Annotated in this window: 21 protein-coding genes, 2 tRNA genes and 2 pseudogenes; 9 read left to right on the forward strand and 16 right to left on the reverse strand. The window is 41.3% G+C overall.

Features of this window, described 5'->3' with window-relative positions:
- Positions 1-61: 61 nt before the first annotated feature.
- The 10 genes and pseudogenes from HMPREF3034_RS06010 to HMPREF3034_RS06065 form a co-directional block, all read right to left on the reverse strand.
- Positions 62-676 (reverse strand): hypothetical protein, encoded by a 615-nt coding sequence (locus HMPREF3034_RS06010; protein ID WP_062434030.1) that lies wholly within the window; start codon positions 674-676, stop codon positions 62-64.
- A 58-nt stretch (positions 677-734) separates the two neighbouring features.
- Positions 735-1,965 (reverse strand): annotated as a pseudogene (locus HMPREF3034_RS12275) (RHS repeat domain-containing protein); the annotation flags it as partial.
- A 187-nt stretch (positions 1,966-2,152) separates the two neighbouring features.
- Entirely contained in the window at positions 2,153-2,602 is a 450-nt protein-coding gene (locus tag HMPREF3034_RS06020) for a hypothetical protein (protein ID WP_156431055.1), read from the reverse strand.
- Positions 2,586-4,124, reverse strand: a pseudogene (locus HMPREF3034_RS12280) (RHS repeat domain-containing protein); the annotation flags it as partial. The pseudogene HMPREF3034_RS12280 and the gene HMPREF3034_RS06020, both read right to left, overlap by 17 nt.
- 14 nt (positions 4,125-4,138) lie before the next feature.
- Complete coding sequence (locus HMPREF3034_RS06030; protein WP_036900505.1) at positions 4,139-4,690, reverse strand: hypothetical protein; 552 nt, start codon at positions 4,688-4,690, stop codon at positions 4,139-4,141.
- Positions 4,677-6,833, reverse strand: coding sequence for an RHS repeat domain-containing protein (locus HMPREF3034_RS06035; RefSeq protein WP_231725617.1), 2,157 nt, complete (start codon positions 6,831-6,833; stop codon positions 4,677-4,679). The genes HMPREF3034_RS06030 and HMPREF3034_RS06035 overlap by 14 nt, the downstream gene beginning before the upstream one ends.
- Positions 6,814-7,257 (reverse strand): DUF6078 family protein, encoded by a 444-nt coding sequence (locus HMPREF3034_RS06040; RefSeq protein WP_231725618.1) that lies wholly within the window; start codon positions 7,255-7,257, stop codon positions 6,814-6,816. Before HMPREF3034_RS06040 ends, HMPREF3034_RS06035 begins: the two co-directional genes overlap by 20 nt.
- 405 nt (positions 7,258-7,662) lie before the next feature.
- Positions 7,663-8,010, reverse strand: coding sequence for a DUF2019 domain-containing protein (locus HMPREF3034_RS06050; RefSeq protein WP_062434034.1), 348 nt, complete (start codon positions 8,008-8,010; stop codon positions 7,663-7,665).
- Positions 7,998-8,255, reverse strand: a complete 258-nt coding sequence (locus HMPREF3034_RS06055) for a hypothetical protein (RefSeq protein WP_197421738.1) — start codon at positions 8,253-8,255, stop codon at positions 7,998-8,000. The genes HMPREF3034_RS06050 and HMPREF3034_RS06055 overlap by 13 nt, the downstream gene beginning before the upstream one ends.
- 875 nt (positions 8,256-9,130) lie before the next feature.
- Positions 9,131-10,750, reverse strand: a complete 1,620-nt coding sequence (locus HMPREF3034_RS06065; protein WP_062434040.1) for a family 10 glycosylhydrolase — start codon at positions 10,748-10,750, stop codon at positions 9,131-9,133.
- A 103-nt stretch (positions 10,751-10,853) separates the two neighbouring features.
- Between HMPREF3034_RS06065 and HMPREF3034_RS06070 the strand changes: the two genes are divergently transcribed.
- The 8 genes from HMPREF3034_RS06070 to HMPREF3034_RS06105 all read left to right on the forward strand — a co-directional run bounded on the left by HMPREF3034_RS06070 (position 10,854) and on the right by HMPREF3034_RS06105 (position 15,856).
- Positions 10,854-12,371, forward strand: coding sequence for a carbon starvation CstA family protein (locus tag HMPREF3034_RS06070; RefSeq protein ID WP_036900525.1), 1,518 nt, complete (start codon positions 10,854-10,856; stop codon positions 12,369-12,371).
- Between the two features lie 12 nt (positions 12,372-12,383).
- On the forward strand, positions 12,384-12,869 hold the full coding sequence (locus tag HMPREF3034_RS06075) for an outer membrane beta-barrel protein (protein ID WP_036900527.1): 486 nt from the start codon (positions 12,384-12,386) through the stop codon (positions 12,867-12,869).
- Positions 12,869-13,480, forward strand: coding sequence for a recombination mediator RecR (gene recR / locus HMPREF3034_RS06080; protein ID WP_036900529.1), 612 nt, complete (start codon positions 12,869-12,871; stop codon positions 13,478-13,480). Before HMPREF3034_RS06075 ends, recR begins: the two co-directional genes overlap by 1 nt.
- 8 nt (positions 13,481-13,488) lie before the next feature.
- Positions 13,489-13,920 carry a hypothetical protein gene (locus tag HMPREF3034_RS06085; RefSeq protein ID WP_036900531.1) on the forward strand — a complete coding sequence of 144 codons (432 nt, stop codon included), beginning with the start codon at positions 13,489-13,491 and terminating at the stop codon, positions 13,918-13,920.
- Positions 13,917-15,110 carry a glycosyltransferase family 2 protein gene (locus HMPREF3034_RS06090; protein WP_036900533.1) on the forward strand — a complete coding sequence of 398 codons (1,194 nt, stop codon included), beginning with the start codon at positions 13,917-13,919 and terminating at the stop codon, positions 15,108-15,110. Before HMPREF3034_RS06085 ends, HMPREF3034_RS06090 begins: the two co-directional genes overlap by 4 nt.
- A complete protein-coding gene (locus HMPREF3034_RS06095; protein WP_062434042.1) occupies positions 15,103-15,606 on the forward strand; it encodes a GNAT family N-acetyltransferase in 504 nt (167 codons plus the stop codon). The genes HMPREF3034_RS06090 and HMPREF3034_RS06095 overlap by 8 nt, the downstream gene beginning before the upstream one ends.
- A gap of 75 nt (positions 15,607-15,681) precedes the next feature.
- Positions 15,682-15,755 (forward strand) — tRNA-Asp (locus HMPREF3034_RS06100).
- Positions 15,756-15,782: 27 nt separating this feature from the next.
- A tRNA-Asp gene (locus HMPREF3034_RS06105) sits at positions 15,783-15,856 on the forward strand.
- Between the two features lie 44 nt (positions 15,857-15,900).
- Here the strand turns inward: HMPREF3034_RS06105 and HMPREF3034_RS06110 are convergent.
- The 6 genes from HMPREF3034_RS06110 to lon form a co-directional block, all read right to left on the reverse strand.
- Positions 15,901-16,719: a FimB/Mfa2 family fimbrial subunit gene (locus tag HMPREF3034_RS06110; protein ID WP_062434046.1), complete on the reverse strand. Its 819-nt coding sequence runs from the start codon at positions 16,717-16,719 to the stop codon at positions 15,901-15,903.
- A gap of 231 nt (positions 16,720-16,950) precedes the next feature.
- Entirely contained in the window at positions 16,951-18,285 is a 1,335-nt protein-coding gene (locus HMPREF3034_RS06115; protein ID WP_036900712.1) for an NADP-specific glutamate dehydrogenase, read from the reverse strand.
- A gap of 474 nt (positions 18,286-18,759) precedes the next feature.
- The gene (locus HMPREF3034_RS06120) at positions 18,760-20,349 is read right to left on the reverse strand and encodes a DEAD/DEAH box helicase (protein ID WP_062434049.1); all 1,590 of its coding nucleotides are present in this window, start codon (positions 20,347-20,349) and stop codon (positions 18,760-18,762) included.
- 8 nt (positions 20,350-20,357) lie between these two features.
- Positions 20,358-21,629, reverse strand: a complete 1,272-nt coding sequence (locus HMPREF3034_RS06125; RefSeq protein ID WP_036900714.1) for an LptF/LptG family permease — start codon at positions 21,627-21,629, stop codon at positions 20,358-20,360.
- Positions 21,630-21,642: 13 nt separating this feature from the next.
- Positions 21,643-22,770, reverse strand: coding sequence for a tRNA guanosine(34) transglycosylase Tgt (tgt, locus tag HMPREF3034_RS06130; protein WP_062434052.1), 1,128 nt, complete (start codon positions 22,768-22,770; stop codon positions 21,643-21,645).
- Position 22,771: 1 nt separating this feature from the next.
- The gene (lon, locus tag HMPREF3034_RS06135) at positions 22,772-25,243 is read right to left on the reverse strand and encodes an endopeptidase La (protein ID WP_062434055.1); all 2,472 of its coding nucleotides are present in this window, start codon (positions 25,241-25,243) and stop codon (positions 22,772-22,774) included.
- A 171-nt stretch (positions 25,244-25,414) separates the two neighbouring features.
- Between lon and HMPREF3034_RS06140 the strand changes: the two genes are divergently transcribed.
- Entirely contained in the window at positions 25,415-26,113 is a 699-nt protein-coding gene (locus tag HMPREF3034_RS06140) for a tRNA1(Val) (adenine(37)-N6)-methyltransferase (protein ID WP_062434058.1), read from the forward strand.
- Positions 26,114-26,116 lie beyond the last annotated feature (3 nt).

The following is a 26,116-nucleotide window of genomic DNA, read 5'->3' on the forward strand; positions in this document are numbered from 1 at the left end:
TCTATAAATGAAGGTTTTGCAGAGGTCTCAATATGATTACTACAGATCTTCTCATTCTCATTTATGGTCTAGTCATTGTACTCATTTTTATTTGTAGATATTCCCAATATAAATCATTATTTTTTTTAATGCTGCTTTTTGATTCCGTCCACATATACGTTTGATATGTATTGCCATAACCGAATCCGCTTTCCCCCCTTTCTTTATTATTAATGAATGGAAGATGGTAAAATAGTGAAATATTTGATTTTGAATCCACCATCATAAACAAAACTTTATTTCCTAAATCGTACCAAGAAATATTTGCCTCGCCTATCATTTGTTCCCACATATCAAGCCCTGCTGTAAGAGGATTAGCATACAAACTAGTTACCACAACTGAATTTTTGCTTTTATTCGATTTCAACACATCAGAACGAGCTGCTAAGCCATATACAGAATTGAATTTAGATAAAGAGGAAAATACTCCTTCTTTACTTTCAGAAAAGTCACTTAAAAGACTCTTCTTCGGTCCTTCTTCTTTAACGAATTCCTTTGTTATATCCTTCCATGAAATAGAATTGTTACGATGTGTATAATTGTATATAAATTTTTTACCTTTGCTTATAGTATTTGTATGCCCATTCTCTTTGTTTACTATTTTAACATCTCCATTTTTTTTGATGTATAAAATCAATTTTGTTACCCCCTAAATCACTAATTACAGTTCCGTCTGTATCATATTCTTTCATACTTTTCCCATTGGGATCAATATATTTAGTTGGATTGTTTGAGGTATAACAATAACTGCTTATACTCGGGTATTTTTCTTGCAACGGATCTGTATCCATCCACAAACTAAGCCTCGGCTCATAGTATCTCGCACCATAGTAGTACATACCTGTCTCCTCGTCAAATTCTTTCGCATTGAAGAGATAGGGCGTATTCCAAGTGTTGTTTCTTTCCTCAATGAACACCTCGCCGAACGGTACATACTCAATGTGCTGCATGACCTCACCGTCCAAGTTGGTGATGTAGCTTGAGCTACCCAAGTGGTCAGGGTGGTAGTAGAACTGCAACTTTTCGTTAGTGCCACCAGCTTCACTTGCTCTTGTTCTGACCATCGCCCTTGCCTGTGCAGCCTCAGGGGTATTGTCATCACAACAGAATCCCTTCCCGTTCACATAGTCGGTATTATCCAGACCGTTGTAGGCGATGTCAAAGGTACGATAATTATCCTTAATAACCTGCAATTGCTGACCATATTTTGTCTTATAATCAACTTTTAGACCGTCAGCCTCATTACCTGCGTATGGAATTCTTCGTGGGTCGGCACCGTAAGATGACAAGTCACCCAACATAGATACAATGCGCTGGCTACCGATGTAGATGTGCTTGGTATACTTACCACCCTGTCCTGCAACAAGATATGGACTGACATACAGTGAGAAGCGTGAGGTAGCGGTGTTGCCACCGGAGAATTCTGAAGTTAGTTACTCTGATTATCGGCTGCGCCTCGGCAATGTTTAAACAAGTTTGTCATTGCGCTCGACTTGCACGATAATTGACAAAGATAGCTTCGTTTTCGCCCGAGGTCTTCACCGTGCGCTCGCCATCAGCATCATACCAATAGTTGCTTACAAAGCCGTTCTCATCGGCTGCCAACAAGCGGTTTCCCTCGTCCCAACGGTACTTCTGCTCGCTTGCCTTGTCATTTTCCTTGCCGTCCTTTTTCACACGGCTGGTATTGATGTAGACAAGATTACCGTTAGCATCATACTCATACTTATGACCGTTGTTGATGGTCGTGCTGTCCGTAGGAGTCTCCTCTGTGCGGTAGTTCATATCACGAACATTGTCAAGCTGGAACTTGTGACCGTCTTCCTTCTGATATGCATAGGTCAAGTCGTAACCTGCATGGAGTGTTCCCTCGAACTGGATGGCACTCTGCGTCACCTGTTGTTTCTTGCTAGTGATACGATGCATGTTGTCATACCCCATGGCAAGCGTGTAGGTAGCCGACTTGTTGTCTGCACCCTGATAAAGTCCCAAAACATTCTTGCTGGTTCATGATTTCGTTGTTTTTTCTTGTAAAGATAGCAAAAGGCAGAGACTTTATCCCTGCCTTTATGCATATTATTAAAGAAATCTTTTGAAAATCAAGTGATTATTTTTACAACTCCCTTTTTGGAGCATTACCCACATAAAAGACTGTTGAATATCTAACAAGAGATAATCGATCTGGAGAAGTTCCTACATGAAATAAAAATCTATATAAATTTTTATTTTTCTTATGATACATATTATTTTTAATTTTCCAATATTCATTTCTTTTCTCTAAGCTATTCAAATATAAAATATTCTTTACCATAAAAATACTATCTTTTTGAAAAATATCAGATAAATATAACTTCCACTCCCTTCCCCTTTTTTTCTCTAAAGAAATCAACATATAAATTTTTTCACTGCTCTTATTATAAAGGGAAAGTGAAATAGTGTCTGAAATAGAATAAACTTTGTTGATAGGTTTAATCTTTATACTATCTAAATCTACTTGTGAATAAGAACTATTGAAATTAAACAATAATAATAACAATAACAATAAATTATTTGTTTTTCTCATTTTTCTTTGTTCCTCCATTTGTTGAATGATTTGGACCAAGGTATTTCACTATTACATCAATTCTATCATGTCCTGCTTTTCGATAATCATTAAGCTTATTAAACAACTCTGTTTCTACTTCTGTACAACCATGCGAATATCCTTTTTGAGAATCATGAAAATAATATGAGTTATTATCTCTTTCTTCATTTGTAGCACCTGTTACTTTGTCTGGAGTTAACGAGGCTCTATTCTTTCCCCATTCTTCATATGTCCAGCCATATCCACGTTTATTGGGATTTTCTACAAAATCAGGAATTTTCTCTATGCCACCACTAGGATTCTTTTTTAATGCACCAGTCTTAGTATCAGTTTCTGCTACTCGATTAGGATCTGGTTTGAGGTTTATGTGATATGTACCTTCAGCTGTAGGCCCCCCATTCCTAACATTTTGATATTTGGCTTTTTGAAGATTCCAATAAGTTCCTTTCGTATCTAACCCCTTATATCCAGATGTGGCTTTAAAAGTGTACATTAAATGTTTTTTATTTCCAACTTTTCCTCCATACCAATAAACTCTGTTACCTACTGATAGTATCCAGTCTCTTCCATCCAAATCCACAAATTTCACAGGATTATTTACACAATATACATATCCTCCAATATTGGGATATTTTTCTTCCATCGGATCCACACTTATCCAAAGACTCAACCTCGGCTCATAGTACCTTGCACCATAATAGTACATTCCCGTCTCCTCGTCAAACTCCTTGGCATTGAAGAGGTAAGGTGTGTTCCAAGTGTTGTTGCGCTCTTCGATAAATATTTCGCCGAATGGCACATATTCGATATGCTGAGCCACCTCACCGTCAAGATTGGTGATGAAGCTTGAACTGCCTAAGTGGTCAGGATGATAGAAAAACTGGAGGTTCTCGTAGTTATCGGGGTCTTTGAAGGACTTGGCAACCGCGCGGCTCTGGGCCTTCCTCATTGCCTTGGCCTGTGCAGCCTCCAATGTGCCGTCGTTGCAGCAGAATCCCTCACCGTCGGCATAGTTGTTATTGTCCGATCCGTTGTAGGGAACATCAAAGAACTGGTAGTGGTCTTTGATAACCAATTGCTGTGCGGCGTACTTGGACTTGTAGTCAACTGACAGTCCGTCAGTCTCGCTTCCGGCATACTCTATGCGGCGCGGGTCTGAACCGTAGGAGGCGAAATCGCCTACTTTCGACACGATTCGCTGCGAACCTGCGTAGATATGTTTGGTATAGCGGCCACCCTGATTTGCGACAAGGTAAGGACTGACGTAGAGCGAGAACTTGGCTGTGTTGGTCGAGCCGCCGGAGAATACTCCGTTGACATATACCTGGTCGCTTTCGCCGGAGGTCTTTACGGTACGCTCACCGTCGGCGTCATACCAATAGTTGGACACGAAGCCGTTGTCGTCCACTGAAAGCAGGCGGTTCTCCTCGTCCCAGATGAGCTTGCGCTCACCGACGCTGTTGTCCCTATGTCCGTCGTTCATCATACGGCTCGTGTTTATTGCCTCATCATCGTTCATACAATGGGATAAGCAATTAAAACATACGTATTTAATGGCGAATCAGATCGAATGAATTGCAGTGCATCTATTGAAGAATGTTTTTTGTTATAATAAGCTATATTTAAGGCGACTAAGATAAAGCGTTTTGGATGCGTCTTGAAATATAATATATTATAATTTTTTCTATTTGAATCAATGACATACTCACAGACTTCATCATTATAAAACTTAATGACTTTGTCATATAGAAAGTTTGGAAGATCATAAAATATATTATCTCCTAACAAGTAATGGAAGGTAGAGTCTAAATAGGCATATATATCCTTTTGAGGTATAGAGTCTACGTTTGGAGTGTCAACAACATATCGAATATTGTTATATTCAATAATGACTGGATTATTAATATGAATCGTATCTAAAACAAAAGCACATGCTTCTTTGGGTGGGATGTTTTGATTGATGTTGTATTGAGTAGATACACATGAGTTTAATATGATGGCACTGAAAAGTGCCATCATATTAATAAGTGCATTGGAGAAGCCTTGCATAATATTATTTTTTTTCATTAACTTTTCCTTTTTTTAGCTGCTGGACAGTAAATTTGGAATTATTTATAAGAGTACCTTTACCAGTTGGGATATCTGCTCCTTTATGTGGGTCATACTCACTGTTAACCTTCCCTTTTAGGGGATAGCTAATCATATCCTTAACACTGCCTCTGTCTAAATTTCTGCTTCGTGAAGGATTAGACGATTCTGCTGTCATAAGACCTTTTGAAGAGTGTTTAAGGCCCATAGCATGACCTATTTCATGAGCACCTGTTTCAGTCCCTTGTCTGGATTCCTTTACTTCTATATAATTTCCTCCCATAGTACTTCCATTGACAAGTTCTTTTAGTTTATCATCGGAAACTACTTGGAATGCATTCAGGCAAGTTCTATCCGAACTTGTCAATGCACTTTGAAGCGCAGCTTTCGCAGGATAGCCCTCTTGTGGCTCAACTAATTCCACAGTAACATCAAATTTAATATCAAGGCTATGCTCCTCTTTAACAGATCCGTTCTTTACAGTAAAATCATATGTCCACTTACCACTTTGGTTATTGAGAATCCCAGCCGAAACTTGCGCTTCTTTATATGAATCCTTTGTGGCAAAAATTACCGCTCTTAGGGTGATAGAGTTATCATCAACTACTTCATCATATTCCTTCCCATTTGGATCAGAGTAACGAATTGGATTATTTGTTGTGTAACAATAACTCGAAATCCAAGAATATATCAACTCCATCGGATCTGTTGACATCCAAAGGCTTAGACGTGGATCATAGTAGCGAGCACCGTAGTAGTACAGACCTGTTTCCTCATCAAACTCTTTTGCATTGAAGAGATAGGGCGTGTTCCATACACTGTTGCGCTCCTCGATGAAGACCTCGCCGAAAGGAACATACTCTATATGCTGCACCACCTCACCGTCAAGGTTGGTAATGTAACTACTGCTACCCAAGTGGTCTGGGTGGTAGTAGAACTGCATCTTCTCGTATGCATCGCCTTCTTGGAAGTTGTTCTTCGCTGCTCGTGCCATAACACGTGCCTGCGCCGCCTCCAAACTGCCGTCATTGCAGCAGAAGCCTTTGCCATCGACATAGTCGTTGTTGTCCTCGCCATTGTACGGCACTGCAAAGGTTGCATAATTATCCTTGATAACCTGCAACTGTTGAGTATATTTAACCTTATAATCAACAGACAGGCCATCAGTCTCACTACCTGCATACAGGATGCGGCGTGGATCAGAGCCGTAAGAGTCGAAGTCGCCAATCTTGGAAACGACACGCTGACTACCGATGTAGATGTGCTTGGTGTACTTGCCGCCCTGTCCTGCAACGAGGTAAGGGCTGACGTACAATGAGAACTTTGCCGTATTGGTGCGTCCGCCTGAGAAGTCGGAGTTCACGTAAATCTCTTCGTTCTCACCGCTTGACTTCACCGTGCGCTCACCATCTGCATCATACCAATAGTTAGCTACAAAACCGTTCTCATCAGTAGCAAGAAGACGATTCTCTTCATCCCAGCGGTACTTCTGTTCGCTGGCCTTTTCGTCTTCCTTGCCGTCCTTCTTCACACGGCTCGTGTTGATATAGACGAGGTTGCCGTTGGCATCGTACTCGTACTTGTGACCGTTGTTGATGGTCGTACTGTCGGTAGGTGTTGCTTCCGTGCGGTAGTTCAGATCACGCACGTTATCCAATTGGAACTTCTTGCCCTCACTGCTACCGTAGATATAGGTCAGGTCATAGCCTGCATTGAGCGTGCCCTCGAACTGCACACCTGTCTGTGAGAGATGTTGCTTCTTGCTCGTGATACGGTGCATATTGTCGTAGCCCATAGATAACGTATAAGAAGCGGCTTTATTGTCCGTTCCCTTATAAGTACCTGTTGCGCTTGCCAAACGATACAATGGGTCATACGTATAGCTGTAGCTCATCTGTCCGCCAGCCTTGCCGCTCTGTGGGAGTGGAGCATTGTTCTTTACGCCAAGCATGTTACTCGCTATGTCGGTTACTTTGACGAGACGGTCGATACTGTCATTATGAGTACCAAGATACGGTACTGTTACTACCGCAATGTGGTACTGGTAATATAACAATACGGTATCGACAGTACCAGGGTGCGGTAGTCTATCTCGGAAATAGTTAGGAGAAATCGTAAACATCCTCGTAGTGATCAAATGTGAGATTGTCCGTATATCCATAGTTGCGGAAAAGACTGATAATCCACTCCTGCTGTTCGGGAGTGAGCAGGCGGCTGCCATTGTAGTAGCGATAATAGGTGCCATGTCCGCCCAAGAACTGCTTGATGTCGTTGCGCAGCCTCGTGCTGTCTTTTTGTTTCACTTCAGCAAAGATGGTATCAAATCCCCATGCTCCGCGCATGATCCGCAACGGTTTGAACTCGGCGCATTTTCCAGTGTTCAATGCTGTGGGATAGACGGCAGAACCCGTGTGAATGACACTGGGTATGAATGTTCCTGCAAAATGTCTTAGGCAGGTGGGCGCCTGCGGACAGCCTTCGATGAAGCAGACTGCAAAAAGGGGCGGTACCATGTTGTATGTAAAACTCTTGTATTCCATTGTCATTTGTCTTTCATTTCCTGACAGTTGCTTTGCAAGCGTTTATTTATATTTGCCGATACCGGCAAGGATATTGATGTGATTTCCGACTTATCCATAGACCTCCATATTGATGGTTATCAACTATTTAACGTCATCCTTTCCGATTTATTGCTCTCATCTTTTTTGTTCATGCTATTCTTCGTACTTTTGATAATTTCCGTTGAACTGCAATGCGGACATAGGAACTCGACTCCCAATCTGGCGCATAAAGTGCCGAAGCGTTCTCGTAAGGTCATTTCTTCTTTGTATTGGGTTACAAATATTGCAAAAGGCAGAGAATCTTATCCCTACCTTTATACCTAATTATTTAGAACCAAATTGATTATCGAGTAGTTATTCTGACAACTCCCAATTTGGAGCATTACTGGGTTATAATACTAGGGTCCCTTTTTCCCACTCATCTATAGTCATTTTAGCTGTTAGCGAGTGAATATTATTACTACTTGCAATACTTTGCAATATTTGCATAGCATTGCGTTCAAAAATAGCCAAAAGATATGTTGCAGCCCACATGCGAGCACCAACAGATTCGCTATATAGAAGTTTAGACAATTGCTTTAGGCTATTTGTCTCTTTTAAATAACGAGCACTTTTAGCTATTACCTGATAGCTTTTGTTTGCTTGTGCGTAATTACCTGTTTCTGTTGCTTCAGCATGCTTTATTGCAGCTTCTTCAAACTTCCTATAAGCCGTTTCTATTTTTTTTAAGGATTCCATCCAAATTTCTTTAATGTTTCAATTCCAAATTTATATTGAGCATCATAACTTTGAGTACTTAGCCATTGGCGTACCGTTTTACCACCAGTAAATGGCTGGATAGAAGAATAATACCCTGAAACTTTTGCATGAATGCTGCCTGCACCATGTGGAAGTTTTATTAAGTTATTGGTATTATGTATCTTATTTTCAGGGTAAGACAATGTCAAGGGGGCTGAAATTGGTAAAATCAACGTTGTCTTCATAAGCATGAACGTTTAAGTTGTTTTTTCCTAAGCGCTAATATAGGTTATTCTTCTTTAATTTGCAAGGAATTGCACAGAAAAATTTTATTTTTAACACACAAAAGGATGATGAAGACAATAAAAAGGAAGTTTTTAACAGCAAATTCACGATGAGATGGGCTTTGGGCATAAAACGGCAATTCAAGTGCGGAAAAATGAAACGGACTGATAAAAGTGTGGATTTCTCTTGTTTTCATCGAAAATAAAGACTACCTTTGCAATGTTAGGTAAGTGGTCTTTGAGGCATTGCAGAATAAAGAGAGGGAAAGAAACTCGCTCGTTTCCAAATCGTTCACCTTTTATTATTCTATATTATGTTTTCCTTTTGTAATCAGCCGATTACATTCGCTCCTATTACTTTTATGCGGAAGGTTGGGAGATGTTTCTTATCCACGGACTTTCGAAAGAATATTTCCCATGTTATATCAACTCTTGGACAGAATTCAATAGGGATTTATATTTTTCAGTGTTATTTATTCATTGTAGTCCATAGGTTAACAGCAGGATTAGATTATTCTTTACCGAGAAGTGTAGGATGCTGTATTGTGGTTATATCGGTATGTATGCTTTGCACTTCTATCACAAAACGGTCAAAGTATTTAAGTATTTTAATCTTAGGTGTCTAGAGACATAAACAAACAGATAAACTTATAACCTTCATTTGCTGCAAAAGCTTGTCAACATTGCTGTTGGTGCTTTTCAGTATTACTGCGGAGTCGGGGCAGCGATGTTGCCAGGCCATTGCAGTTTTGAGGTTAACAGGTAAATGGGTAAATAAATAGGTGAGAGGCTATCTCATATCTGTGGGATTGGGAGGATAGAAATGTATCTGCCGATTATCTATTAATCGTAAAATAACCGATACGATGGCTTTGACCGTTGGCACTAAGGGTACGTAAGATGTATGAACCATTAGCGAGTTGATGCACATCAACATTGTTGGTACGCACTGTGGCAGTTGAGAGGATGACACCAGTGAGGCTTGTAATTGCCACGGTGAGATTAGGGGAGTCTTGTAAATAGAGTGCAGGAATGGTCACTTTCCGCCCATCGCATGGTAGCGAAACGTTTATATCTTGTTTGGGAGAAACTTGTCTTATGGTACTTGGCCGACTCTCTATGCCGTATCTATCCATTGCTGTGACAGCATAATACATGTTTGTATCTTCTATTTCCAAGTAGTCGGTGGCTATCTTTGCGGCTAAAAGATTGTCTCCATTCTGTATGTCTATAGGCCAAGTGCTACTGCTATATATATTATAATAGGTGTCGTCGGCTTTCTCCCATTTTAGTATCTGTTTCTCCAATCGGAGATTTTGAGGTGCCGGGGGAGTTTGTTTGGAGGCCCATGTCATTGGCGGAACCAAAGCCGGATGTCGGTTGAATTTCGCTGTGAAGTCGTAAATATCTTTCAGATTGTCGGTGAAAAACTTGCTACGGAAAAAGGCGTAGCCCAATTTATAGCTGCGTAACATGTGCATTTCACGTTCAATGACGCTGGAATCCCAGTTTTTTTCTGCCGGAGACATGAAGTAGATGCCTAGTCCGGATACAATTATTCGACCACTAGCTTGTTCAGACCAATCGATAGCAAAAGGGTAGAACTGGTTTCCACGGAAGTACATCATGGGGAAAAGTTCGTCCATCAGGCCGTCGCGTAGCCATCCTTGTGCATTTTGACATACCTTATTATAAGCATTCCAGTCGTAGCTATAGTATCTTGTCAAGTCGTCGGCTTTTCCCACAGGAGAACAACTGAGTTTCACCCAAGGTTTTCGGCTTTTGACGGCATCGTGTATGCGACTTACAATATCGGTGATATATTGACGTGCACGGTCTTTGGGAATCTTGATATTCCATGTCTCCGGATAGCGAATGTAGTCGAGGTGGATACCGTCAACATCGTAGTTCTCTACTATCTCGCTACATATCCGACTCAGGTACTCGCCTGTACGGGCATCCTCAGGACTCATGTATCCATCGGCACCTATCTTTTTGAGTGTCGTTACTCTTTGATTTTTAAGGTTCTTGATACCCAGTCCATTCCACTTCCCGATGGGTATTGTCACGACCCATGCTTGCAATTCCATGCCGCGTTTATGGCATTCGGAGATGGCAAATTGTAATGGATCGTAGCCCGGAGAGCGCCCCGGAATGCCACTCATGCACCCATCCCAAGGCTCATAGCGTGATGGATAGATGACGGTTCCGCGAATACGAGTTTGCAACAATACCGTATTGATACCTGCTTCTTGCAACTTGTCAAGGATTTGAATGAGTTCTTGTTTTTGTGCTTCGATAGAGGTAGATGAACGAGCATAGCGATGTGGCCAGTCTAGACCGCCAATGGTGGTAAGCCATACGGCTCGAACCTCGTATTTACTTTTTTGAGCCACGATCGTGCTGTCGAAACATAAGAGAAACAGCGTTATAATGATTGCTATTATTCTATTCATTTATTGGGTGTTTATTGTTGCAAATTAGTCACAAAGGTACTTATATTTTTTCTCTTTTCAAATTTAATGTTTACTTTTGCAATAGGCTTAAATTCATATTATAATGATATCTTTTACACTTAGTCTATTGGCTTTAATAGTGGGTTATCTCATTTATGGGCGTTTTGTAGAGCATGTTTTCGGACCGGATAATCGGCCGACGCCTGCTGTAGCAAAGGCCGATGGAGTGGACTATGTGGTGCTTCCGGGGTGGAAGGTATTCATGATTCAATTTTTAAATATTGCCGGTACCGGTCCTATTTTCGGTGCTATCATGGGAGCATGGTATGGTCCTTATGCCTATTTGTGGATAGTGTTGGGATGTATATTTGCCGGAGCTATGCATGATTATTTTTGTGGTATGTTGTCGGTTCGGCATGATGGTACAGGTTTGCCCGACTTGGTTGGAAGATATTTGGGATTAAGGACGCAGAAGGTCATGCTTGTCTTCTCAGTATTACTATTGATGATGGTGGGCGTGGTATTCGTATATAGCCCGGCTATCGTTCTGTCTAATATTGTGGGTAGCAAACTTCTTTGGATTCTGCTTATCTTCATTTATTATATCATAGCGACGTTGTTGCCTATAGATAAGATTATAGGTAAGATATATCCACTTTTTGCTTTCTCGCTTCTTTTTATGGCTGTAGCTCTCTTGATAGGTCTGTTTTTGAAGATGCCTACACTGCCAGAGCTATGGAGCGACTTGCCTACGAGCAATTTGAATGCTGTCCCGGCTTGGTTGGGCGTATCTCAATTTGCCGAAACCAACCCTATATTCCCCTGTTTATTTATAACGATTGCATGTGGAGCTATTAGTGGATTCCATGCGACTCAGAGTCCATTGATGGCTCGTTGTATGAAGAGCGAGAAGCAAGGGCGTCCAATCTTCTATGGTGCAATGATAACCGAGGGGATCGTAGCATTGATTTGGGCTACGGTATCTATCTACTTTTTCTATCATGGAGGATGGAAAGAGGTGGTTTCACCGGAAGTTGCCAATCAGTTTATTGCCCAGTTTGAAGGTGGTAAGACGCTTGTACAATATTTCGATGCACCTTCCGTTGTCAAGTATATCTGTGAAGGATGGCTGGGTGTTGCCGGTGGTATATTGGCTTTGTTGGGTGTCGTGGCTGCACCGATTACGAGTGGTGATACGGCTTTTAGAAGTGCTCGACTTATCGTAGCAGAGTCTTTAGGGCTTGAACAGAAGGCCCTGCATAAGCGTCTGTATATTGCTGTGCCGATGTTTGTGTTAGCTCTTGGGCTGCTCATTTGGCAGATGGAGAATCCTAATGGATTCAATGTCATTTGGCAATATTTTGGCTGGGCAAACCAAACACTGGCAGTATTCGCTCTTTGGACGACGACGGTGTATCTAGTTCAACGTAAGAAACCCTTTGTCATTAGTTTGGTTCCGGCTGTCTTTATGACAGTAGTGTGCTCGACGTTTTTGCTGGTTTCAAAGCAAGCGTTCGGACTAAGCCAGTCAAAATCTTATGTAGGGAGCATTGTAGTATTGGTTGCTTCGTTGGTATGGTTCTTCGTATGGTATAGGAAACAGTATAATATTAATCAATAATATCAATTTGTAATGAGAAAAAAAATAGTTTTAATGATTGCTGCTTTGCTTATGACGGTAGCAGCAAATGCCCAGTTTGAAGGTGGCAAGACGTATATAGGAGGTTCATTGACAGGCTTGAATATGAGTTATAATGGCTTGAGTCATTTCAGTTATGGCCTTCAGGCACAGGCCGGATATATGATTGTCGATGATTTGATGGCTTATGGTACGGTCGGATATTCGCACATTGGTAATGACGGGATAGGCGATAGCTACAGTTTGGGTGTAGGTGGTCGCTATTATATTGAGCAGAATGGTATCTTCCTCGGAGTAAATTGTAAGTATAAACATGCACCTCATTACAATGATTTGATGCCGGGTGTAGAGGTTGGATACGCTTTCTTTTTAAGTCGTACGGTGACAATTGAGCCTGCCATTTATTATGACCAGTCGTTCAAGAAGCACAGTGATTATTCCACGATTGGTCTTAAAATCGGTATAGGAGTCTATCTGTAATGTACGAATCATACCCATCTTCGCTACTTGAAAAAGCAGTAGATGAGTTCTCTAAGTTGCCGGGCATAGGGCGTAGAACGGCTCTACGTCTGGTTTTGTATCAGCTTAGACAATCTTCACAGTCGGTGGATAGCTTTGTTGAAGCGATTCATCGACTGCGTCATGAGGTGAAATATTGTACCGTATGCCATAATATCAGCGATACGGATATTTGCTCTATATGTGGAGATCCTAAACGAGATGCCTCCATGGTTTGCGTCGTTGAGAATGTACAAGATGTGTTGGCTATAGAGAATACACAACAATATCGAGGGTTATATCATGTATTGGGTGGTGTTATATCACCCATGGATGGTGTCGGTCCTAGCGATTTGGAGATTGATTCATTGGTAGATAGGGTACAACAAGGCGATGTAGAGGAGGTGATTTTGGCTTTGGGGTCGACCATGGAAGGCGATACCACCAATTTCTATATATCGAAGAAGCTCGCACCTTTCGATATTCATATCTCTGTTATTGCGCGTGGTATCTCGGTAGGAAATGAATTGGAGTATACGGACGAAGTAACATTGGGGCGTTCTATCGTGAATCGTATACCGTTTAAAAGTTAGTTTATAGCATGAGAAGAACCTGTAATATATTATTAGGATTGTTCTGGGGAAGTATCGTACTGTCTCTGCTGATGGTTGTTTTGTTTGAGAGCGACTTGTTGTTACCGGGTGATTGGACTACAGATAAGAGTGCTGAATTTCTTTGGGCGGTTGTGATGGAGTTGCTAACCATCTGCGTGATTCCACTAGCATTGAGATTGTTTCATTTCACAAAAGTAGAGAAGCAGATTATTTCTAGCTCTTCTGAGACATCGGGCGCTTATAGGCGATTGGCTATCCTTCGCCTATTGTTATTAATGATTCCGCTAGTTGCTAATACATTCTTATATTATATGTTTATGAATGTAGCTTTCGGATATATGGGAATCATCCTCTTATTGAGTGCTTGTTTTATTTATCCATCTTTGTCGCGTTGTCTCTCTGAAACCCAAGAAGTTTGAAATTATCGGTTATTATCGTCAGTTATCAAGTCAAATACTATCTTGCGCAGTGCCTTCTATCATTGTCTAAGGCTTTGCAAGAGATAGAGGCAGAGGTGTTTGTGGTGGACAATCATTCTACAGATGGTACTGTTTCATTGCTGAAAAAAAACTTTCCTTGGGTTAAAATCATACAGAATAGTGATAACTTAGGATTTTCCAGAGCCAATAATATAGCTTTTAGACAAGCTGTGGGAGAGTATGTCTTATTGCTCAATCCCGATACAATCGTAGGGGAGGACGTACTTCGTGAAGCCTTGAAGAAGATGGACGAAGATCCGAAAATAGGTGGTGCTGGTGTCAGAATGGTATCAGAAACCGGACAAAAGGCGCCAGAATCGCGACGTGGAATTCCTACCCCCATGACTGCGTTCTATAAGTTGATTGGACTATGTAGTCGTTTTCCGGCGCATCATCGGTTCGGACATTATTACATGGGGTATCTTTCTTGGGATGAAGTTTGCGAAATAGAGATTGTCAGTGGGGCTTTCTTTTTGGTAAGAAATGGTGCCATCAAAGATAAAGACTTGCTAGATGAAGCCTTCTTTATGTATGGTGAAGACATTGATTTGTCCTATCGACTGTTGCAGAATGGCTGGAAGAACAATTATTTGCCATTGTCTATCTTGCATTATAAAGGTGAGAGTACGAAGAAATCTTCTTTTCGTTATGTCCACGTATTCTACAAAGCAATGCTTATCTTCTTTCGAAAATACAACCAAAATCTTTGCTTTTTGGTATTCTGGGCTATACAATTAGCCATTGGACTGAAAGCCGGGCAGGCTTTAGTAGGGCTATTGATTGAACAGTTGAAAAAGAAGTTGGGATTGTTGCCGAGCATTGTTGCGCCTATGACATATTATTATTGGGGTGATGAGGAACAAATATTGCTTTTCGAGAAGTTTGCACAAGGGCATGGATTAGATCTTCATCCGAAGGTGTTAAATGAAAATGAGCAGCTTGATATTGATAAATTGTGTTCTGAAAATCTCACAGGAGAGTTATGTATCGTATTTGATACCGATAGATTTAGATATGATACTATCATAGATACGCTTTCGGAGAATCCTAAAGATAATATTCATTTAGGACTATTCTATCCACAATATCATTGGTTAATAACAGCAAAGGAGGTGCTGACAGATGAGTAAAGTAACTTTGAGGGCTTTAGAACCGGAGGATTTGGATATACTTTATAAGATAGAGAACGATAAATCTGTATGGAATGTAGGGGCGACTAGTGTGCCTTATTCTAAGTATTTGCTACATGATTATATTGCGAATTCTACTTGTGATATCTATACTGATAAGCAAGTTCGACTGATGATACTCAATGAAGATGGTTATGGAGTAGGGGTAGTTGATGTAGTTGACTTCAGTCCTCGGCATCTTCGAGCAGAGATAGGCTTTGTTATTATGAGTCAATATCGTCGAAAGGGCTATGCCGGAGCTGCCATCAAGCAAGTCATGGCCTATTGTAAGAAGACATTGAATATGCATCAATTATATGCAATTGTCGATAAACGGAACACAGTATCAATCAAACTGTTGGAGAAGTGTGGCTTTCATGCCTCTTCAGAGCTTAAAGATTGGCTCTTGGAAGATGGATGTGCTCATTCTGCATTATTATTGCAAACTTTTCTATAAAAAAGTTGTTTGATTCTTGGTGGAATAAAATATAATCGTTACCTTTGCACTCGCAATTGACAAGATGGTCTATAAGGTGCGTTAGTTCAGTTGGTTAGAATGCCTGCCTGTCACGCAGGAGGTCACGAGTTCGAGTCTCGTACGCACCGCCTGAAACCTCTTCGATAAAGCACTTTGGTGCGTTAGTTCAGTTGGTTAGAATGCCTGCCTGTCACGCAGGAGGTCACGAGTTCGAGTCTCGTACGCACCGCTCCAACTTAAGGGTTATTTGTTGAAGCTTTCATTATTTCGTATTTAGAAAGTTACATTATAATAGCTTGAATCCCAACTATCATCTATTGAAATTTTAATTCCTGCTGGTGAGTTGGCTTGAATGCCACTAAAAAACTGTCCGGTGTATTGTGTAATTCGGTTGGTTGTTACAGGTACGAGTGGAAATTCAGCTCCCTGAATGCTATTCCCTGCTACGTCTATTGCATCTATTTTCATTTTTAATTCTTTGCCATCTGCATGTGGAAAGGTATAGACATCGAAGATATAGTATCCATCAGAAGATTTAGTCGGAATATCCCTATATTCCGTTTGGCGTGAGTTGACTTCTCCAAATCCTGTGACACAGTTCAATGTGCTACTTCCACCGGTATAATAGAATTTAAACTGTTTGACTTCTGCCGGTATTTGGTCGTCGTTGATGCGTAGCCGGAACTTGGCAACAGCTCTTTTTAACTCAATATTGTAGTCAGAGGATTGGTCACCCACCGTTATGTTAGCTACATAATTAAACGTATCTGTTACTTTGTTTTTGTAGAAACTAACCTTTGTAGGGCTGGATAAGGTTGCATTACCTAATCCACTATGGGCGACTATCACTATTGTATAGTTGCCTTTGGGGAGTTTGATTTTAAGAGTCCCAAAGCCCGGAGTATCCGAAGTCTGGTCAAAAGAAGTAACTTTGTTTTCGCCTTCAAATACAGCAAGATTAATTCTTGAGCATACTTTTGATAGATCGTTGACCGCTCTTGAAGTGATATTTGACGTTTCAAAGGGGATTTGTTCTAGTTTATCAACTCTAAAGGTGATGTCGACTCCATCTCCACTTGCATATTTCTCCATGTCAACATGTTCACATGCGCAGAGGCAACAGGCAAGTACTAGGAGAAACGCATAAGTCAATCGGTTTGTTTTCATGGTGATGTATAAGTTTGTGTTTAATAGATTTGAACACAAATATAAGAATTATTCAAATATGCTCAAAATAATTCTTACTAATAATTTTGTACAGTAAAGGGGAAGCTAGAATAAAACTAGCTTCCCCTTTCTCATTTATTTTAATCGCAATATCGTTTATACAATACCTTGAGCCATCATAGCTTTCGCTACTTTCATAAATCCTGCTACGTTTGCACCCTTTACATAATTGATGTAACCATCGGGTTGTGTACCATACTTCACACAATTCTCATGAATGTCTTTCATAATGTTGAAGAGTTTGGCATCAACCTCTTCGCGTGTCCAATGGATTCTTTCAGAGTTTTGAGACATCTCAAGGCCTGATACAGCTACGCCTCCTGCGTTAGATGCCTTACCCGGACAGTAGAGAATTTTTGCATCTTGGAATACCTGAATAGCCTCCGGTGTGCTGGGCATATTGGCTCCTTCGCTCACTGCAATCACTCCGTTGGCAACCAAAGTTTTGGCAGCTTCCTCGTTGATTTCGTTTTGCGTAGCGCATGGAGTAGCGATGTCGGCTTTCTCTGCCCAAGGTTTTGCGCCTGCAACATATTTACAGCCATATTTCTCTGCGTACTCTTTGATGCGGCCACGCTCAACGTTTTTCAGTTCCATCACATATGCTAACTTCTCAGCTGTGATTCCATCCGGATCATAAATATATCCATCTGAGTCGGAGAGTGTAACAGGCTTAGCACCTAGTTGAATCAATTTTTCCACCGTATATTGAGCTACGTTGCCGGAACCGGAAACCAATACAACTTTGTTTTTTAAATTTTCATTGCGTGTAGCAAGCATGCTTTGCAAGAAGTATACATTTCCATATCCTGTTGCTTCAGGGCGAATCAATGAGCCACCGAATTCTAAACCTTTACCGGTCAGGATGCCTTGGAACTGATGGGTGAGCTTCTTGTACATGCCAAACATATAACCTACTTCGCGTCCACCAACTCCAATGTCGCCAGCAGGCACGTCTTCGTCGGGGCCAATGTGGCGGTACAGTTCACTCATAAAAGCTTGACAGAAGCGCATTACTTCGGCATTTGATTTGCCACGTGGCGAGAAATCAGAACCACCTTTGGCTCCACCCATGGGAAGAGTGGTCAGTGAGTTTTTGAATGTCTGCTCGAAAGCAAGGAATTTAAGAATAGAAAGGTTTACAGATTTATGGAAACGAAGACCACCTTTGTACGGACCAATTACGTTGTTGTGCTGAATACGGTATCCCATATTGGTTTGTACGTTGCCCTTATCGTCTACCCATGTGACGCGGAATTGTACCAAACGATCTGGAATGCAAAGACGTTCTATCAGATTAGCTTTCTCGTATTCAGGATGTTTATTGTACTCATCCTCAATACTTACTAATACTTCGTGCACAGCCTGAATGTACTCCGGTTCATTCGGGAATCTCCTTTTTAGAGTCTCTAATACTTCTGTTGCTTTCATCTTCTTGTCTTTTATTTAATTGTAAAACGAATCCTGCATGATGATGGAGCTTTTATTGCCCTACATAAACATTCTCTTATCTATTGATATTGCAAAGATAAATCATTTCTATCAAATTAAAAAACAAAAAGAAAGAATATTTTATGAAAAAGTAGAAAAAAGATAGTTCTGTGCTCAAAAACGTATATCAATTTACATATATACCTTATTATATATACATTTCTGTTTTTTCCAATTGCATATAAAGACTGTTACCTTTATTTAAAATGTGCGTGATAGAAATTTAATATAGTTATGATGGAAATGGCATATCGAAGTACTTGGATTGCTGCTGAGGCTTTGCAAAATTGCTGCTGGGGCTTTGCTAGATTGTTGGCGAAACTTTGCAGCGATGCTGGAAAGGCGTTGCAGTAAATTAAAAATGAAAAAGGCAGAAGCCAATAGTATGGATTTCTGCCTTGATAAATTAATCTATTATTTCTTGATACCAAAGATACGTTTAAAGAATTTCTTCAGTCCGCCCTCTTGTTTTACTGGTTGTTGGGCAGTAACTTGCTTCTTTTGTGGACGTTGCTTTTTGTTTTGACGATAATTCTTTTTATGTTCTTTGAATTCGGAACCACTGTCATTTCTCCTTGCTTTATTGGGTCTATCTTTCTTGGAACGGTATTCTTTGCTTTGACTAGCAGCATCGCCTTGCCCTTGTTTTGGGGCTGATTGAGGGGTAGGATTGTTGTTGTCGCGACGGTTACGATTCCTTTTAGGATGATGAGAACGCTTTTCTGCCTGCTCTACATTAGGTGTGGTATCGTTAGTTTTGCGACTTGGTTTCCGCTTGTGTGCCGTAACCTCACGGTCTTTTCTTCGCCTATTCTTCGCCTTATCGCCTTGACGCCTATTTTGATAGTCTGCTTTATATTCCGGTCCATTGCCTAATTCCTTTGGCAATTCGTTCTTGACGATCTCTTTTTCTAAGAATTTCTCAATCTGCTGGAAGTAAGATATATCCATATCATTGACCAATGTAATAGCTTGGCCATCTCGGTCGGCACGTGCCGTACGTCCAATACGGTGAACATAGTCTTCTGCATCATGGGGCACATCATAGTTGATGACCATGGCAATATCGTCGATGTCGATACCGCGAGAGACAATGTCTGTGGCTACGAGTACGTCCAGCTGACCGCTCTTGAATTTGAACATGATGTCGTCGCGTTCTGCTTGGTCTAGGTCGGAATGCATCTCTCCTGAGTTGATGTGCTTATCTTGTAGCGCACCGTTGACTTGCTTTACCTTCATCTTGCTGCCACAGAAAATGATGACACGCTTCAAGTCGCCACTCTTGAAGATGCTCTTGATGATACCAAGCTTCTGTGTTTCGTGACAGATGTAGGCACTTTGCTTGATTTTCTCGGCAGGCTTGCTGACCGCCAATTTGATTTCTGTAGGATTCTTCAGCAGCGTTTTGGCCAGTTCTTCTATCTTTGTAGGCATCGTAGCCGAGAACATAATGGTCTGACATGTTTTGGGTAGGCCTTTGGCTATGGTCATAATATCTTCAGAAAATCCCATATCCAGCATTCTATCGGCTTCATCAAGCACAAAGAATGATACTTTGCTAAGGTCTACATTGCCTAGACTGATGTGAGAGATGAGGCGTCCCGGTGTAGCGATAACGACATCGGCACCTAGTCGCAGACTCTTGAGTTCCTGATCATATCTGTTACCATCGTTGCCACCATAGACTGCAACGCTACTTACACTTTGCAGATAATACCCGAAACCTTGCATGGCTTGGTCTATCTGTTGGGCGAGTTCGCGGGTCGGGCTCATTATGATACAGTTGATGGCATCGCTAGGATAACCGCCATCATCAAGTTTACTAAGGATTGGTAATAAGTAGGCTGCCGTCTTTCCGGTTCCCGTTTGTGCTACGCCTAGCACATCGTTACCCTTTAATATTTCCGGTATACAGTTTTCTTGTACGGGTGTACATGTGTCGAAATGCATATCGTATAAGGCATCCAATACATTCTCATTTAATTTTAATTCGTCGAAATTCATATTCTAATTTAATTCGGTGCATGTCGATAGCAGAAATATGCCACGACAGCAAATATAACATTGGGTATCCATGCTGCAATGATGGGGGGCGTGTTAGCCTGAATAGCAAATGTCGCAGAGACAGTTTGCAGCATGATATAAATAAAACTTAATGCCAGTCCGATACCTAAATACATACCCATACCGCCTTTGCGTTTCTTGGAAGAGAGCGAAAGACCGATGATGGTGAGGATAAAGGAGGCGAAACTAGAGGCAATACGCTTGTGATATTCTACCTGATATTGAACTACATTGCCCGATCCACGGTTGATTTGCTTGGATATGTACTCCTTTAATTCCGGACTGGTAAACGTTTCTTGCTGACCTTTGGAGTAGACGAGATCGGTGGGTTCCATTTGGATGAGCGTATCTTTTTCTGTACCACTTGTGATGTGCTCACGCAATCCTTTGAGTTGTCTAATTTTCCAATTGGACACTGTCCAGTGGTATTTGGACTCCGAGATGGTGTCGTATTGTATTTCTACGGCTGTCATGTGGCTGACTAGTTTTTTGTTTTCAAACTTATCAAGCGAGAAGCCGTAGCCACGTTTAGCATTGTTGTCGTAATGTTGAATGTAGGCTATCGTACCTTTGTCCACTTGGAGTTGTACATTATCGGCAGAGGTATTCTTCTTTTTGTTCTTGTACATTGACTCGAAATTCTGACGGATGACGGTTCCGTGCGGAATGACATATGCCGTAAGATAGAAAGAAAGCGCTGAAATGAGTACACAGGAAATCATATATGGACGCATGAGACGCTTGAAAGAGATACCTGCGGCCAGCATAGAGATAATCTCGGAGTTTCCGGCTAACTTGGATGTAAAGAAGATGACGGCTATGAAAACGAACAGCGGACTGAACAAATTGGCGAAGTAGGGCACAAAGTTCAGATAATAATCGAAAACAATAGCACGTAGGGGGGCATGGTATTCCGCAAATTTGGCCAAATTCTCATTGACGTCGAAGACGATGGAGATGGATATAATCAGCAGAATGGAATATATATAGGTACCAATAAACTTCTTGATGATATACCAATCCAAGCGTTTGATATATTTGAAAACATTCAAGACACTCAGCCATTGCAACTGATGGGCAAGCCATCGGAGGGCTTGTCTCTGTCGCGAAGTATGAGCATAACACCATTTAAGCATCCTATGGAACCATGTCGGATGCTTGCTGAGCCATCGTGCTACGCGATAACGCTGGTGATGTTTTCTGAGTTTATAATATTCCATAGATACTCTGTCTTTATACACGGCGACCTAGTTGGTCGATGATAGAGTTCTTCCAAGCCACAAAGTCGCCTTTTTCTATGTGGAATCTAGCATCGGTTACCAGTCGAAGATAGAATGCTAGATTGTGGATGCTAGCTATTTGCATGGCCAACAATTCCTGAGCTTTAAACAAATGGTGAAGATATGCCTTGGTATATATCTTATCTACCTCGCATCCGCTGGCATCGATAGGGGAGAAATCCATTTCCCATTTCTTATTACGGATATTGATAGTGCCTTCGTAAGTGAACAACATGGCATTGCGCCCATTGCGTGTCGGCATGACACAGTCGAACATATCTACTCCACGTTCTATGGCTTCGAGGATGTTTTGTGGGGTTCCAACTCCCATTAGGTAGCGTGGCTTGTCGGTTGGAAGAATCTCATTGACCACTTCTATCATCTCATACATGACTTCGGTAGGTTCACCAACGGCCAGTCCACCAATAGCATTGCCATCAGCACCTTTATCAGCTACATATTTAGCAGCTTCACTTCGTAAGTCCCTGAAGGTGCATCCTTGAACGATAGGGAACAGAGTTTGTTCGTAACCATATATAGGTTGGGTCTCATTGAAGCGTTTGATACAACGGTCAAGCCATCGTTGTGTCATTTCAAGACTCTTTTTTGCGTAAGAATAATCGCTTTGCCCGGGTGGACATTCATCGAAAGCCATCATGATGTCTGCACCAATAATACGCTCGGTATCCATGACACTCTCAGGCGTGAAGATATGTTTCGAGCCGTCAATGTGTGAGCGAAACTCGCAGCCTTCTTCTGTTAGCTTGCGTATTCCGGTCAATGAAAATACTTGAAAGCCACCGGAATCGGTGAGGATAGGGCGTTGCCAACCGTTGAAACCATGCAATCCGCCGGCTGCTTTAAGAATCTCTAAGCCCGGTCGTAGGTAGAGATGATAGGTGTTACCTAATATGATTTGAGCTTGAACTTGCTCTATTAATTCGGAGAAATGTACTCCCTTGACAGAGCCACAAGTACCCACGGGCATAAAGATAGGAGTCTTTATTTGCCCATGTGCAGTTGTGATAAGTCCGGTTCTTGCGTTGCTGGCGTTGTCGGTGTGTTGTAGTTCAAACTTCATCTTACTTGTCTATCGTTGTTTCTATGTCTTTGACAGTCAGGTCTATTGGGTTCTTAACCATCTCATCTGTCAATGCAAAATCCCATACATCTTGTACATTCTCCACATAGTGGAACTCTACTCCTGTTCTATACTTCTCCGGTATCTCTTCTATATCCTTTCGATTGTCTTTGCACATGACGATGTCTGTGATGCCGGCACGCTTAGCTGCAAGGATTTTTTCTTTGATACCACCAACAGGAAGAACCTTTCCACGGAGGGTAATCTCGCCAGTCATGGCTGCATTTTTTCTGACCTTACGCTGGGTGAGAGCTGAAGCAATAGATGTAGCAATGGTAATTCCGGCTGAAGGACCGTCTTTTGGCGTGGCTCCTTCCGGTACATGGATGTGAATATTCCACTGGTCAAAGATTCTGTAATCTACTCCAAGACTGTCTACGTGGGCCTTTACGTACTCCAAAGCAATGACAGCACTCTCTTTCATTACATCGCCAAGGTTTCCTGTTAATGTTAGTTTTCCGGCCTTACCTTTGCTCAATGAGGTCTCGATGAAGAGTATTTCGCCTCCTACACTAGTCCATGCCAATCCCGTAACAACTCCGGCATAATCGTTACCTTGGTATATATCGCGATAGAAAGGAGGATTCCCTAACAAGTCTTTAGCTATTGTTGGAGTGACATTAGGGGAGATAATACTGCCATGAACAGCCTTCTCATAAGCCATTTTTCTTAAGGCTTTGTTGATTTGCTTCTCTAGTTGGCGTACTCCACTTTCACGAGTATACTGTTCAATAATGGTCTCCAAAGACGGTTTGTTGAACTTGATTGCAGTGTGATAGTTTATCAATCCTGTATTCTCTAGTTCCTTTGGAATGAGGTGTCTCTTTGCTATTTCTATCTTTTCCTCTGTGATATAACCACTCACTTCTATGATTTCCATGCGGTCGAGTAGTGGGCGTGGAATCGTATTTAAGTCGTTGGCAGTGGCTATGAACATAACTTTAGACAGGTCATAGTCAACATCTAGATAGTTGTCATGGAATGCATTGTTTTGTTCTGGGTCCAAAACTTCGAGCAAAGCTGATGACGGATCGCCATTGATAGTGTTTTGAGTGACTTTGTCAATCTCATCAAGAATGAAGACAGGATTGCTAGAACCGGCCTTTTGAATACTCTTGATGATGCGTCCGGGCATTGCTCCGACATAGGTACGACGATGTCCTCTAATCTCACTTTCATCGTGTAAGCCACCTAATGACATTCTAACATATTTGCGATTAAGGGCAGATGCGATGCTTTTACCAAGACTTGTCTTGCCCACTCCGGGAGGACCATAAAGGCAAATGATTGGAGATTTCAAGTCACCACGTAGTTGTAAGACGGATATGTATTCGAGAATACGCTCCTTAACCTTTTCCATTCCATAGTGGTCATGGTTCAAAATACGCTCTGCACGAGTCAATCTAAGGTCGTCTTCTGTATATTCTCCCCATGGCAAATTGACCATATTTTGCAGATAATTCACCTGAACGCTGTATTCTGGACTTTGGGGATTGTACATATCCAACTTGTCCAATTCCTTATAGAAGACCTCGGCTACTTCTTCAGGCCACTTCTTTGACTTCGCCTTTTCTTCGAGTTCATGTCGCTCAGGAGAACCATCACCATTGCCTAGTTCTTCTTTGATATTTTTGATTTGCTGTTGGAGGAAGTATTCTTTCTGCTGTTCGTCTAGGTCTTCACGAGTTTTGCTACGGATGTTTTGCTTCAGTTGAAGAAGTTGAATTTCTCTATTCAATACTTTCAATGCAATATATATGCGATCCATCAGGCTATTTGCCTCTAGCATTTTGATCTTGTCAGAGACTGCAAATGGCATATTGGAACAAATGAAATCCACTACGATAGTATCATTCTGAATGTTACTTAGCGCATATTGGGTTTCATCTGCGATGTCGTCATTCAGTTGAATGTATTCTATTGTGCTTTTCTTTAAGTCTTCTACGGCAGCTTTAAACTCCTTATCATTGTCTGCTGGAAGTTGTTCGGGCATAGGAATGACGGTGCCGGCATAGTATGGTTTCTTTTTGGTTACGGCTTGTAACTGACAACGTCCAAAGCCCTGTACGAGTGCAGTAAGATTATTGCCCGGCCCCGGCATCTCTAAGACGCGTAGTAATTTTGCAAATACACCATACTCGTATAAGTCGTCTTTTGATGGCTCGTCAATGTCCGGGTCTTGCTGACTGAATACTCCAAAGAATTGATCGGGATTCTTTTTGAGTCTATTTATGAGTTGTAGACTCGTTTCACGACCAATTAAAATAGGGGTAACAACACCGGGGAAGAGTACAAGATTGCGCGTGGCTAGAATGGGAATTTGCCCAGTAACATCGGTTTCGAATAGTTTGCTAATATCTCCATCGTAGTCAGCTATCATCTGAATAGATGCGTTTTGTTTCTTATTGTTCATTGTCTGTCTTAATAAAATCCCTTATGGGCAATTTTCGAAGTGCAAAGGTACTAATTAAAATTGACATACTCTTCGTTGTCTCTATAAAATAAGTAAAGTACATGCGAATCCATTATATGGAGATAATGGAGTGATACAATAATTTTAGAAAGTTGTCGTTTCATAGGTTGTATGAAGCATGAAGAATTTACATTTAAGCAGTTTATCGTACGTCAAGAGCGTTGTGCTATGAAAGTTGGTACGGATGGAGTCCTTTTGGGGGCTTGGAGTGCTGGTGGAAAACGCATCTTAGATATCGGAACGGGTACCGGACTGATAGCTTTGATGATGGCACAGCGGTTTCCGGAAAGCACTGTTGATGGAGTGGAAATAGACGAAAGCGCCTATACCCAAGCTTTGGAGAATGTAGATGAAAGTTCTTTTTGTGAGCGTATAAAGTTATTTCATGCATCATTGCAGGAATTTCAAGCGAGATATAAGTATAATGCTATAGTTTCAAATCCTCCATTCTTTGTCGATTCTTTAAAGGCTCCAAGTCCTTCTCGCAATATGGCTCGCCATACCGATACATTGACCTATGAAGACTTGTTTGTCGGTGTAAGAAAGCTCTTGTGTGAAGATGGAAAGTTTTCTGTTATTATCCCTGTGGAAAATATAGAGCATTTCCTTGCAATATCTTCTTTATCAGGCTTTTATGTCTCTAGAGAAGTCTCTATAAAAACAGTGCTGAGGAAAACTCCAAAGCGTTGTCTTTTAGAGTTCGTTTTGTGTCAGCCAAAGACAGTAGAGAAGTTTATGGTAACCCTGATGGATGGGATGGGAGGTCGTTCGGAATGGTATAACAACTTGACAGCGGATTTTTATTTGTAGCTG

Source organism: Prevotella sp. DNF00663 (assembly GCF_001553265.1).
Classification (GTDB): Bacteria; Bacteroidota; Bacteroidia; order Bacteroidales; family Bacteroidaceae; genus Prevotella.